Origin of the sequence: Flagellimonas sp. CMM7 (assembly GCF_021390195.1) — a bacterium.
Lineage (GTDB): Bacteria > Bacteroidota > Bacteroidia > Flavobacteriales > Flavobacteriaceae > Flagellimonas.
Window position 1 is genome coordinate 2,402,413 of the sequence record NZ_CP090003.1, and the last position, 13,311, is coordinate 2,415,723.

General features: G+C 37.9%; 8 protein-coding genes. 1 reads left to right on the top strand and 7 read right to left on the bottom strand.

All coding sequences use genetic code 11. The annotated features are described in order from the left end of the window. Positions 1-77: 77 nt before the first annotated feature. Complete coding sequence (locus tag LV704_RS10965; protein ID WP_163420166.1) at positions 78-1,235, bottom strand: LLM class flavin-dependent oxidoreductase; 1,158 nt, start codon at positions 1,233-1,235, stop codon at positions 78-80. A 21-nt stretch (positions 1,236-1,256) separates the two neighbouring features. Beyond that, positions 1,257-2,147 (bottom strand): aldo/keto reductase family oxidoreductase, encoded by an 891-nt coding sequence (locus tag LV704_RS10970; protein WP_163420164.1) that lies wholly within the window; start codon positions 2,145-2,147, stop codon positions 1,257-1,259. Between the two features lie 125 nt (positions 2,148-2,272). Between LV704_RS10970 and LV704_RS10975 the strand changes: the two genes are divergently transcribed. Beyond that, positions 2,273-2,815 carry an NADPH-dependent FMN reductase gene (locus LV704_RS10975; RefSeq protein WP_163420162.1) on the top strand — a complete coding sequence of 181 codons (543 nt, stop codon included), beginning with the start codon at positions 2,273-2,275 and terminating at the stop codon, positions 2,813-2,815. Between the two features lie 2 nt (positions 2,816-2,817). Here LV704_RS10975 and LV704_RS10980 read toward each other — a convergent pair whose 3' ends face one another. The 5 genes from LV704_RS10980 to LV704_RS11000 form a co-directional block, all read right to left on the bottom strand. Next, positions 2,818-3,810 (bottom strand): LacI family DNA-binding transcriptional regulator, encoded by a 993-nt coding sequence (locus LV704_RS10980; RefSeq protein WP_163420159.1) that lies wholly within the window; start codon positions 3,808-3,810, stop codon positions 2,818-2,820. 54 nt (positions 3,811-3,864) lie between these two features. Beyond that, positions 3,865-4,797: a YeiH family protein gene (locus LV704_RS10985; RefSeq protein WP_163420157.1), complete on the bottom strand. Its 933-nt coding sequence runs from the start codon at positions 4,795-4,797 to the stop codon at positions 3,865-3,867. Between the two features lie 64 nt (positions 4,798-4,861). Continuing rightward, the gene (locus tag LV704_RS10990) at positions 4,862-8,197 is read right to left on the bottom strand and encodes a VCBS repeat-containing protein (protein ID WP_163420155.1); all 3,336 of its coding nucleotides are present in this window, start codon (positions 8,195-8,197) and stop codon (positions 4,862-4,864) included. A 200-nt stretch (positions 8,198-8,397) separates the two neighbouring features. After that, on the bottom strand, positions 8,398-10,026 hold the full coding sequence (locus LV704_RS10995; protein WP_163420153.1) for a RagB/SusD family nutrient uptake outer membrane protein: 1,629 nt from the start codon (positions 10,024-10,026) through the stop codon (positions 8,398-8,400). 9 nt (positions 10,027-10,035) lie between these two features. Further along, a complete protein-coding gene (locus LV704_RS11000) occupies positions 10,036-13,035 on the bottom strand; it encodes a SusC/RagA family TonB-linked outer membrane protein (RefSeq protein ID WP_163420151.1) in 3,000 nt (999 codons plus the stop codon). Between the last annotated feature and the right edge of the window lie 276 nt (positions 13,036-13,311).

Genomic DNA, 13,311 nt, shown 5'->3' on the forward strand with positions numbered 1-13,311 from the left:
ATTAGTGGTTGGTTATGGAATAATTCTTAATTATGTAATATACTATTTTGTTTCTAAAATCAGCACTTAAGTGGCTGTTAAATACGTACTCCGCCAGCTAACGGACTCATTGGTTCTTCTTCTGTTACCTTTCCTTGTGCTATTGGCATAGAAAATGTCTTCAGGCGCGGCAAAACCAATTTGGCAAATCGCTCACATTCTTCTTTATGTGGATATCCTGAGAAAATAAATGCTCTAATTCCCATATCCATGTAGCGATTTAATTTTTCTACAATTTGATCAGGGTTGCCAACAAGTGCCGCTCCACATCCAGAACGTCCTCTACCTATTCCTGTCCACATATTAGGCTCCACATAGCCATCATCTTCTGCAATTTCACGCATTTCTGCCTGTCTGCTAACACCATATGACTTTGCATCCAAAGCTCTTTCACGCATTTCCTTTCCTTGTTCTACACCTAATTTTGAAACAATACTGTCAGCATATTCCCTTGCTTCTTCTTCGGTTTCCCTTACCACCACATGAACACGAAGACCAAAATCTACTTTACGTCCGTAGGCGGCGGCTTTGGCACTCATATTTTCCATTAGTTTTCTGAGATTTCCTTCTGTTTCGGGCCACATGAGGTATACATCACAATGCTCGGCACACAAATCAACTGCAGCTGGGGAGTAGCCTCCAAAGTACAGTAGAGGCCCTCCATTTTGATAGGTTTTTGCTGGTGAGGAAGATATTTTCATTTTATAAAATTGACCGTGATAATCAATTTCATCCTGAGTCCATGCTTGTTTTAAAATTTCAATGACTTCTCTGGATCTTTGGTAACGATCTTCGGATGACATTTCTTCCCCAGGTAGTGGAGAGGAGATAATATTTATGGTAAATCTTCCCTTAAGGATGTGATCAATAGTAGCTAAGGTTCTACCTAACATGGCCGGATGAACTTCACCACATCTCACCGCAGCTAACAAGTTAATTTGCTCGGTCATGGGAGCGACGGCAGAAACAAATGGAAGGGTATCCTGCCCAACCTGATAAGAAGATGGACACAAAATGTTTCGGAATCCATTTTTGTCGGCAGTTAACAAAATTTCAGATGTATTTTCAAATGTACTCTTGTGATCCATGCTGCGCTCACCCAAATAGCGATCATCACCATTACAAATGGGGGCAAACCATGATACTTCTGCTCCTTCTAAATGTGGAGACCTAATTTCTATTTTGGAATTTTCCATTACTCGTTCTTTATATTTTGTTTAATCTATTTCTCTTCCTAAGGCAGCTTCCCAGAGCATATACCATTCTTCATGAGTCAGCGATATGTCCAATGCTTTGTACGCCGCCTGAATACGTTCAATTTTTGAAGTTCCCAAAACAGGAACTATACCTGCAGGATGTTTTCTAAGCCAAGCGTAAAGAACCTGATCCATAGCTGCATTATATTTTTTGGCTAGCACCGCCAAGGTTTTTTGAATATTCTTGACTTTACTGTCCGTACTGTCTTTAAAAAGCAACCCTCCACCCAATGGAGACCAAGCGGCCGGGATCACTTTAAGTTTTTGACATTGATCTAAAGTACCATCTTCAAAAGCGTTTCGTTGTAAAAGTGAAATTTCAACTTGATTGGTAACTAATGGAGTCAATGAGTTTAGTAAATCAAATTGTGAAGGTGAAAAATTAGAAACGCCAAAAGCCAACACTTTTCCTTCTTTTTTTAACTTGGAAAATACTTCAGCAATTTCGTAAGGATCAATGAGATAATCTGGTCTGTGCAACAGCATTACATCTATATAATCCGTTTGTAAACTAGCTAACGATTTCTCTACTGATGCTTCTATATGATCTGTAGTTAAATCGTATGATTTTATTTTATGTTCTGGACGATTCTCAGAAACCAATTTTATACCACACTTAGTGGTAATTCTCATTTTTTGCCTTAGGTCTTTTCTTGATTTAAGCACATGGCCAAAGTCTTTTTCGGTAGTGTAATGACCATAGATATCTGCATGGTCAAAATCTATAAATCCTAAATCCAAACACCCTTCAATAAAGTGTTCATATTCGGGAGTGGAAAGATTACTTCCCCATGTTCCCAAACGCATGGTGCCAATTATATATGGGGAAATACTGTCTTTTGTCAGTTTCATGTCTATTAAATGATGGGTGTGAACGTCCAAATTTAAATAAATTAATGATAAATGTAAACGTTTACATTGTAAAAATTCATAATTTTACCCCTTAAATATTAAGTTTAATTTCTTTTATCATTTGAATGATTACAATTATCTCAGGATCGAATAGGAAAAACAATAAAACTTTGCACTTTGCCAAGTATGCTTTTGAGAAGCTTCAGTTGGAGTTTGAAGGTGAGGTCAGATTTTTAGATTTATCAGAACTTGAAGGAAATGTTGTCTATGATAACATGTACAAAGACTCAGATCAGCCAAAGATGATTCAGCACATACAGGATACTTACTTTATACCATCTACTAAGTTTTGGTTTTTTATTCCAGAATATAATGGCAGTTATCCGGGTATTGTCAAGTTACTTTTGGATGCGATGTCGACTCGGGAATACAAACCGAGCTTTGCGGATAAAAAGGCCTGTATTACGGGAATAGCATCTGGAAGAGCTGGTAACTTAAGAGGAATGGATCATTTGGCGGAAGTATTAAACCATTTGGGAATTCATGTGCATCCCAATAAAAATCCTATTTCTTCAATTTTCAAACTACTGAATTCGGAGGATAATTCCCTTAACCAAGACACCGAGGAAACTATTCAAAAACAGATAAAACAGATTTTGGAATTTTAAATCTATTTGGTAGAATCACGTATTATTAATCTGGGGAATAGCACTTTGGTTTCAGGGCTAATATTTTCCTCCTGCAGATTTTTAAGGACCAAATTGGCGGCCAATTCCCCCATTTGTGAGCATTCCTGATCTATTGTGCTAATTTTCGGCTCCGTTAGATTGGTAAAATCAGCATTTCCAAAGGCTATAAGCTTGATGCTCTCAGGGACTGCTATGTCTAGTGTTTTAAAAAGGTTTAAAGCATGCAGTCCAATTTCATCGCCAAAGGCAAAAACCCCATCGATGTTTGGGTTGGCTTTAAGTGTTTTTTGAAGAATCTCTATATCATTTTTAACATCGGTGGTAAGCTCAATAGTAGCAGACTTGGTAGCTTTATTTTTTGAAATAGCATCCATAAACCCTTTTCTTCTTTTGTTGAAGATTGAAACGTTTGCGTCACCGGCAATATGAACAAGGTTCTTGCAGCCTTGAGTTATTAAATGCTCCGTTGCAAGAAAGGCGCCTCTATAATCATCTAGGGTTACGGAATTTATTTGCTTTAGGTTTGGGACCCTATCAAAAAAGATTACCGGTACCTTACTGTCCAATATTTTTTGAATAAGAGAAAAGTCGGTTGTTTCTTTAGAAATGGATATCAATATGCCTTCAACTTTCAATTTTAAAAATGAATTTAACGCTTCATTTTCCTTTTCTTGTGATTCATGGGACTGTGAGATAATAATGTTGTACCCAGAATCACTGACAATTTTCTCTATTCCATTAATAATCCCACTAAAAAAGAAATTGTTTACCTCAGGAACGATTACCCCAATGATTTTACTTTTTCCACTGCGTAATGCAGCTGCCATAATATTGGGTTGGTAATCCAAATCTTTAGCGGCTTTTAGTACTTTTTCCCGCGTCTTTGGTGATACCAAATGGCTTTCATTGAAAACTCTAGAAACAGTTGCCAATGATAGTCCAGTAATTTTGGCGATTTCTTTTATTCCGGCCATATAAATCAACCATTAAGATTGTTCATCGTCTTTTCAACAGAATGTTAAAAAAGATCAGATGTAATTTAAAACATAAAGTAAGGATACAACACCTAAAACGATCCAAGTAAAAATACCAACAATTAAAATATTGAAGCCAAGTTTTTTTAGCTGTGCTATATTAATCTGTAGGCCAATTAAAAAAAGTGTGAAAATCAATGCTTTTCTGGCAACCCAAACAATTTGCTCACTAAAGAGTTCTGCAGATGGTACGTAGGAGTTGATGAGCATGGCCCCAATGAAACCAAAAATAAACCATGGAAAGGCAAATTTTTCTTTGGAATTTGAACCAAAGGATATAATCAACACCAATGGGATTATCCATAAAGTCCTTACCAATTTGGTAGTAGTGGCAACATTTAATGCTATTTCTCCGTAAACTTCTGCAGCACCTACAACTGAACTTGTATCGTGTATTGCTATGGCACTCCAGGTTCCAAATTGTACTTGGCTTAACTCAAAATAATGGCCTATGTATGGGAAAATGAACAATGCTATTGCATTGAGTAAAAATACAATTGCAAGTGAGATTGAAGTCTGGGAAGAGTCTGCCTTTAAACTTGGACTAACGGCAGCAATAGCACTACCTCCACAAATAGCTGTACCTGAGGCTACTAATATGGTCGTTATTCTTTCTGATTTTAGAATTTTTCCGATTGCAAAGGCAATTATAAAAGTACAGACAATGGTAATGAGGGTAATAAAAAAACTATTTGAACCTACTTCTATGGCTTGTTTCATATGAATTCCAAAACCCAGACCCACAACAGATAATTGTAAAAGGGTTTTTTGAAACTTCTTGCTTTTTAGAATAATATCTTGGTCAGCGATTTTGAAGATTCCGCAAATCATACCAACTGCCAATGCTAGAGCGGGAGATATAAACCCAAGTAGGGTTCCAATCAGCACTAAGGCAATTAATATGTATGTGGCTGTTTTTGAAAGCATTCTGAACGAACGCAAAACTACAAATAAAAATGAAAACGTTTACATTTTATTTGAACCCTCCAAATTATTGATTGTAGCTATAAATTTTTGGCTTTTCATTATTAATGCCAACAAAAAGGAATTCTTTACCATTCTTGTCCTTAAAAGGAAGAAGGTGTTTGATCTCGCCTCGCACATAAAACCCGGATTCGCTATAGGGTACCCACTCAAAATCTCCATTTTCTTTTGATAACAGTACACTACCATAACTAGCATCAAGCCTGCTATATTGGGGTTTAAAATCGTAGTTATTACCTCCCAGTATTATATCTGTCCTACCATCGTTATTTACATCTGTGCAATTGATATCGCAGACACATGAGAATTGGGTCTCTTTTGGGAGTCGTTGTATCTCAAAATTTCCATTTCCATCATTTAATGCTATTACACTTTCTGTGGTATTAACTTCTTTGATAATGGAATTTTTTAGAATGTCAGAATCTAGAAGCTCATCAATGCTCTTTGTGGCATAATCTGAAAATTTGAGGTTTTGTTTCTTTAGGGAAACAAGTTGGTTAGTCAGTTCTCGTTTCATTGAAACAGGAACATCTCTATTTTCAACACTTCTTGTCACGATTTGTTCAATAGTTCCATTATCATCAAAATCATTGATGAACATTTTAGAGGGGCTTTCCGTAGTTGCATTATATACCGAATTGCTTCCTTGGTTGCCGAGTATTAAATCAATATCTCCATCATTATCCAGATCTTTAGAGTAAACTGTATTCCACCAACCCAGTAAACTGTCCAAGGAACTCGCTAGTGGACTAAGTCTTCTTCCATTGTTCTTGAAAATTTTAGGGGACCCCCAATCAGTAGTTAGAACAAGGTCTTTTTTAGAATCTCCATCTATATCCGCCCATTGGGCGTCTGTAAGCATTCCAACATTTTTTAAATGGAAGGCTTTACTTTCTGTTACATCTGAAAAATTACCACTTCCATCATTTTCTAAGAACAAATGCTCAGGATTTACGCCATAGATACCAGGAACACTTCTACTTCCTATGAATAAGTCATCATCGCCATCCGCATCAAAATCGTATGGAGCTATTATTGAAACATTGGTATTAAGACTCTTTAAGTTATTCGGACTTTTCGAGAAATTTCCTTTTCCATCGTTTATATACATTCGGTTAGTATAATTCTTGGCATCACCAGGGATATTGCCCCCAGAACCAACTGCCAAATCCATATCGCCATCTCCATCAATATCCAAGAATGCTGAAGTGGTATCTTCAAAAAGGCGGTCAGCTCTAAACACGTCTTGTACATAGGCTGACTTAAGTATTCCATTTCCAGTATGTAAATAGATTTTTGCAGGTTCTCCCTTTGCGCCTCCTATAAATATGTCTTCATTTCCATCATTATTAACATCAGCTATAGCCACTGTTGGGCCTTCTTGGGATAGCATTTTTGATATTAGGCCTTCATAATCAAAATCGATATGCTTGTCTTCAACATGCGAAGCAATAGATGAACTTATTTCACTTAAAAAAGGCTGTTTGTCTTCTGAATTATTTTGAAATATGGAGGTAGCATCAACTTGTTTAAGAATTAGAGTGGTATTTGCGTCAACGCTTTTAAGGGTTTGTGTTTTGTCATTGGGCCAAATTACTCTTAGAGAATCTATCTGTGCTTTTTGACCAAGACCTATCGTCATTTCATAAGCAACGGAAGATTGAAAACCTCTTGAGGGAATTAATTCTTGTCTAAGGATTTCGTCAGCTATAAAAAGTTCAACAACACTTCCTATCCCGAAGGTATTGGGAGCATCTCCCTTTAAATTCACTTTAAGGTAGTTGTTTGCGTTCTTTTCAGCATTATTTCTATATACAAAGAGTTCCTGGTTTACATTGTTCACTATGATATCCAAATCTCCGTCATTGTCCAAATCCCCATACGCCGCCCCATTGGAAAAACTTGGTGTGTTTAGTCCCCAGTCCTCTGATGAATTTGAAAAAGTTAAATCTCCATTGTTTTTAAATGCATAATTAGGGATAGGGGTAGAGGGCATTGCATTGATGACTTCATTCTTTTGATCCTTGCTTCCATAAACGGCCGTTTGTTGTCTTGTAACATCTTCAAAAAAGTCAATAAAGTCTTGATTGGTCAAATCATGATAAATACCATTACATACATAAATATCTCGATAGCCATCATTATCCATGTCAAATAGAAGTGCCCCCCAGCTCCAGTCTGTCCCTGAGACACCACTGTAATTGGCAATTTCTGAGAAAGAACTTCCTTGGTTTAGTTGAAGGGTATTCTGCATGTATTGATAGTAGTAATCATTTTGAAGCTTACGTTGATGAGTGTCAAAGGTTTCAAAAGTAGTAGTGTTTTTAAGGCGTTCATCTCCTTCGGGAAGCATGTCGGTCACAAAAATATCCGATTTTCCATCGTTATTGATATCAGCCATATCTGCACCCATTGAAAAAAGACTCAAGTGATTGGCCCAATCCTTAATACTTTCCGTAAAAGTTCCATCTTGATTATTGATATATAGATAATCGTGCTCAAAGAAATCATTGGAAACGTAAATATCTGGGTATAGATCGTTATTGATATCACCAATGGTAACCCCTAGTCCAAAACCAACTAGGCTTCCATAAATATTTGCTTCTTCACTTACATTTGTAAATACGCCATTATCATTTCTCAAAAGTTTGTCACCACCTCCTTTTATTTCTTCAATAACGTTCCAATCTTCAGCTCTTATATCACGTTTGTTTTCATATCCCAAACTAGCAACGGGTATAAAACTGTTATTGAGCATGTAGACATCAAGATCTCCATCTTTATCATAGTCAAAAAAAGCAGCATGGGTAGTAAACCCGCTATCTGCTAAATTGTACTGTTCCGCTTTCTCGGTAAAAGTTAAATCGCCATTATTAATGAAGAGTTCATTTTTCTGGTCATCTCCCTTAATATTGCCTGCATTACATACATAAACGTCTAGCAGCCCATCTGCATTAAGATCAACCAATACAACTCCAGTGGACCAAGCTTTGGTTCCGGAAACCCCGGCTGACTCCGTAATATCTTCAAAAGTGAAATCACCTTTATTAAGAAAGAGTTTGTTTTTTTTACGGTTGGCCGTTAAATAAATATCTGGGAGACCATCGTTATTGATGTCACCTATGGCAACGCCGCCGCCGTTATAAAAATTACGATATAGAAAAATATTAAAATCCTCTTCGTTTTCTATAGTGTTGATAAATGATATGCCTGTTTGGGTACTATCCAATGCGGTAAAAAGATAATTGTGAGAATCAACATTTTCTTCTGTTTTCTTTTTTGAACAGGAAATAGAGGTCAAAATGATGAGGAATAGAAAATAACCAAGAAGTCTATTTAGCATCGGATTTAGAATAAGTTTGATTGTTTTTATTATGCCGTTTAAAATTTACGGTTAAGAAGAGATCTAAATATATTTATGTCAATTCGAATGTAATTAATTAGCATCTATTTTCATAACAGTTGACTCAAATTAACTAAAGGGCATAAAGAAAAAAGAGGGCTTAATTGCCCTCTTTTAAAATTAAATATATTGATAAACTACTAGTAACCGTCGTTTTGCACCAAATTTGGATTAGTAGCCAAAGCAGCTGCTGGAATAGGAAATTTAACCCTAAATGCATCTGTAACGTTTTTCATCTCCCAAGTACCTGACGCAAAGGTTCCGAAACGTAATTGAACTGCTCTTCTACCCCCTAATACTCCTTCGGCATTCAGTTCTCTGGCGATAATATCAGGCATGTCGTCTAAAGCAACACTTCCTAGCGGTGCAGCACCTGCTCGCTCTCGTATGGCGTTTACATCGGCAAGAGCTGACGGCCCACCAGTACCACCTCTTAGGGTGGCTTCAGCACGCATTAACATGGCATCGGTAAAACGCATCCAAGTAAAATCCCTAAAGGTATCTCCAGGTAGATTTCCATCTGCAGCTCGTTGAGGATTTTTAACAATTCGAATACCGTTACGTTCATTGTTCACTTCCAAATTTGTGAGAATAACATCCTCATAAACCAGAGGATTCTCTTGTCTATCCGTAAGGTTATCGCCGGAAACATTTCGTTGTTGCCCCCTGATATAACCGGTAGATACACCAGCTACTTCCTCACCTGGAAGTCCAAGTCGTGCATCTTGAGCTATATCATCTGTACCAAAAAGTCTAAAGGTTTCTGTAAGCGTAACAAAACCGTTCCAACCCCCTTGATTAGGGTGTAGTTGATTATACATACGGGTTCTTATATCACCTTCAAGCATAAAAATTACTTCTTGATTGGTATTATTGGCAGGATCCCATATATCAAAATAACTTTCATCATTATCAGGATCGGCAGCTCCAATACCGTCTAGCTGGAAGCCCAATGCCTCTATTGCAGTGACGTCTGAAATGACCTGATTCATATCTCCTTCTGAGCCTACAAGATGAATAGCATTTAACTGCACCCTAGCTCTTAAGAAACGCGCGAATGCCTCTCCTACTCCAGACAAAGTTCCAAATCTATCTGCTCCTGAATCTGCAGGCCTCAAAGGTACATTGGGGCCATTGGCGGAAAGGTTTCCGCTGGAAATGGCTGTATTCAAATCGTCTAAAATAAAGGCAAAAGCCTCTTGAGCGGATAACACTGTAGGATCCACATCTGGACCATCATCCACTCCTCTGACTGGTACTTGGCCAAAGAAATCCAGTATAGAATATACATGAAAAGCACGTATAACTTGAGCTTGAGCTAATTCACTAGGATTGGGGTTGGAACGTGAATCTATTAACTGATTTGCGCGAAATGCTGCTGCATTATGCCTATTCCAAGCTTGTAGTACGTAAAAGTGATTTGGATCCCAGGTATGGTTGTGCAACGCACGCCAAACCCCATTATCGCCCCAGTCGGCACCCCTGGTCAATACGGCTATATTTTCTGCGGATACCTCCATTAGCGCATATGAGCTTTCTTGGGAATCTTGACGGAAAAGCCCTATCCCATCACTGTCACCACTGGTGTAAAGGGCCTCAAGACTCGCTGAGGCACTTGATACTCCACTGAAACTACCACCGTCTGATTCAACGGAAACGGAATCTTGAAAGTTGGGTTCCAGGTCTGTACATGCTTGGGAAGTCACTAAAAGTAAACTGACACCAAGTGTTTTAATCAATTTGTTCTGTTTAAAATCTTTTTTCATCATTTCTTTTTTTTAAAAACTTGCATTAACACCTAGTGAAAAGGTAGTAGGTCTTGGGTAGGCAGTCAAATCGATTCCTAAGGAAGGTAAGTTATTCAAGGTTCGATCTGTTGATATCTCAGGGTCTTGTCCTGTGTAATCCGTAATCACAAACAAATTCTGTGCATTAAGGAACAATCTTAAGCTACTAAATACACTACTTTCTCCCATATTAAAATTGTGGCCCAACGTTACGTTTTGTAATCTTAAGAACGAACCGTCCTCTACAAACCTTGAAGAGACCGATTGAGGATTAAAAGGATCTTCAACGCCAACTAATGGCAATGTGTCCGCATATACATTTCTACCTTGGGATAGGTTAGGAATAGTGGAGAACGCATTTCTGGTATTATTGTATATGGATTGACCAAACTGCCCGTTGAAGAACAAGCTCAAATCCCAATTTTTATAGTTAAAATTATGGGTGAAGCCTAAAGAAAAATCAGGTAAAGCACTCTCTCCAATAAAAATTTGAGCACCTTCACTTCCAAAAATATTACCTCCATTCTCATCCAAGCCTTGCCAATCCCTTGTAAAGAAGCTAAACAAAGGTTGGTCGTTAGCCAGACGTTGTGCAAAAGCTCTAGACAGCCCAGGCCCATTAATTTGCCCTGCATCGATATCCGGTCCTGTATAATTTTCAAGAATGTTATCTGTGTAGGTAATGTTAAAGTTCAAATCCCAAGAAAAATCTTCGGTCTGTACTGGAATGGCATTAATAGTAAATTCTACACCTTCGTTCACAATATCCCCATCTACATTAGCAAAAACAAAGGGCTGTGGAGCAGGTTGTGCGCTGTTCACTTGCAATAGGAATTGTGAAGTCGTTCTTTTAAAGTAGTTCACAGAACCTGTAATTCTATTATCAAGAAAACCATAGTCAACCCCAATACTTAATTGCTCGTTTTCTTCCCATTGTAGATCAGGGTTGTTAAAAGCCACAGTACTTAAGGCCCCGGGATCGTTCTGGTTTCCAACATTAAAACGTTGTCTTTCAGTAAATTGATTTGAACCTAAACCTTCTTGGTTACCGGTTACACCCCAGTTGGCACGTAGTTTGAAAGTGTCAAAAAACTCAGGGAACCAGTCTTCTTGATCAAGAGCCCAAGAAGCTCCAATAGCGCCAAAAGTACCATATTGATTGTTGTTACCAAATCGTGATGAACCATCTATTCGTACGGTTCCTGAGAAATTGAATTTACCATTCAGAGAGTAATTGGTACGTAAAAAGAATGATTGTAATTCATCCCGCTCTAAAGAAGTATTTGCGGCAAATTGTTGCCCTCTAGCAATATTGTTAATCATTTGAAACAAATCATTAGTTTCAAAATTAAAGGCACGGAGGGTAATGGCCTCGTTTACAAACTCTTGGTATGAATGTCCAAGTACAACATCCAACACATCATCCCCAAATTCTTTGTTATAATTTAAATAGGATTCCCAGGTGGTATTGGTCAAGTCAATTTCATCCAAGTTGGCTCTACCATTATCTAAAGTTCCATTAGCAGCGAAATCCCTGGATTCTGCAGACGCGGCGGAAGATGTAGATTTATCAAGACCTATCAAGGTGTTGAAAGTCAAGTTATCCGTTATTTTATATTGGGCTGACACATTAATAAGAGCCCGTAATGTACTAGAGGTTGCGCGAGTTAACCCTAGAAGTGCCAATGGATTCCTTCTTTCATTGGATGGCTGGTTGAATCCAGCTATAAAACCTTGGTCTCTCGTGCCACTACCTGTTAGAGGTTGAGTAGGGTCCCAACCTATGGAAGCGGAAAGCAAATCACCCCTTGCATTTGGATTATTTGTTATTGGGGGTCTTTGGGACTCAATATTAGAAATGGTAGCTTGTGTGCTCAATTTTAACTTATTATCAAAAAAGCGTTGTGTTGCATTAAATCGAGCGGTCAACCTATCGAAGGTACTGTTTTCCACTTCACCTTCTTGGTCTTGATAACCCATGGAAATCCTATAGTTTCCATTCTCACCGCCACCTCCATAAGCAAGGTTATAATTTTGGGTAAAGGATGTACGATATATTACATCGTAAGTATCAACATCACCACCACCGGGAACAAAAGAACCACCAGAAATGGTGTTTTGGGCAGCCAAGAATTGTTCTGTGGAAGCTATTTCTGGACGATTACCAACGTATCCTACTGAGAAAGTAGAGGAAAATTCCAATACATCCCGTCCAGAGCTACCAGATTTTGTGGTGATGAGAACAACCCCATTTGCACCTCTGGAACCATAGATAGCTGTAGAAGCGGCATCTTGAAGAATGTCAATACTGGCAATATCATTTGGGTTCAAGAAACTTAATGGATCCAAAGAACCAGAGCTTCCAATATCAGAACCTCCACCAGTATTAGGATCAGAACCTCCACCAGTAGCAGCACTGGTATTGGCTCCGTTTAATGGTACACCGTCAACTACAAAAAGTGGATTGTTATTAGAACGCACTGAAGCGGTACCCCTAACCCTTACGTTAACAGCAGCACCTGGCTCACCACTAGTAGTGGAAATCTGTACACCGGCCGTTTTACCTTGTATCAATTGTTGCGGATTTACAATGACACCCTTGTTAAACTCTTCTGCTTTGACGCTTTCCACAGCACCGACAGTACTTCTTTTGGTAGTTGTACCATAACCTACAACCACCACTTCATCCAATTCATTGGCATCTTCTTGCAAAACAACATTAATAGTTGTTTGTCCATTTACAGCAATCTCTTGCGAAGAGAAACCAATGTAACTAAAAACGATAACTGCATCAGCAGCAACGTCATTTATGGTATAGTTACCGTCAAAATCAGTCTGAGTACCATTAGTTGTTCCTTTGACAACAACACTAGCTCCTGGTAAAGGGCCGTTTGCATCCGAAACAGTACCAGATACTGTCTGAGCCTTCGCCAAACCAAAGCACACGAATGCACCCAATAGCAAAAAGCTTTTTAGTAGCGTAATCTTCATAAATAATTAATTTTAAGTTTAGTTAATTTTAATTCAAGTGTTAAACATATATAAAAAAAATGTTAATCTAAATTTAAGTATAACGCAAGATCAAACGAAAACGGTTTCGTGTTGATAACTTTGAAATTGTGAAAGGTTGACAAAACTAAAAGAGTTAATTTATATAAATCACAATATAATCATCAAGAACTGATGAAATTCACAATATGTGGACTAATATACTATTTTTATTTTTGAAGGAATGTTAACTTCTTTGTAAGAGTTTTTGTAAACTTT

Coding starts and splice junctions, on each gene's coding strand:
- LV704_RS10965 (WP_163420166.1), bottom strand. CDS start 1,235: ATGGAAAATTCCAAAATAGAAATTAGGTCTCCACATTTAGAAGGAGCA.
- LV704_RS11000 (WP_163420151.1), bottom strand. CDS start 13,035: ATGAAGATTACGCTACTAAAAAGCTTTTTGCTATTGGGTGCATTCGTG.
- LV704_RS10995 (WP_163420153.1), bottom strand. CDS start 10,026: ATGATGAAAAAAGATTTTAAACAGAACAAATTGATTAAAACACTTGGT.
- LV704_RS10975 (WP_163420162.1), top strand. CDS start 2,273: ATGATTACAATTATCTCAGGATCGAATAGGAAAAACAATAAAACTTTG.
- LV704_RS10990 (WP_163420155.1), bottom strand. CDS start 8,197: ATGCTAAATAGACTTCTTGGTTATTTTCTATTCCTCATCATTTTGACC.
- LV704_RS10980 (WP_163420159.1), bottom strand. CDS start 3,810: ATGGCCGGAATAAAAGAAATCGCCAAAATTACTGGACTATCATTGGCA.
- LV704_RS10985 (WP_163420157.1), bottom strand. CDS start 4,797: ATGCTTTCAAAAACAGCCACATACATATTAATTGCCTTAGTGCTGATT.
- LV704_RS10970 (WP_163420164.1), bottom strand. CDS start 2,147: ATGAAACTGACAAAAGACAGTATTTCCCCATATATAATTGGCACCATG.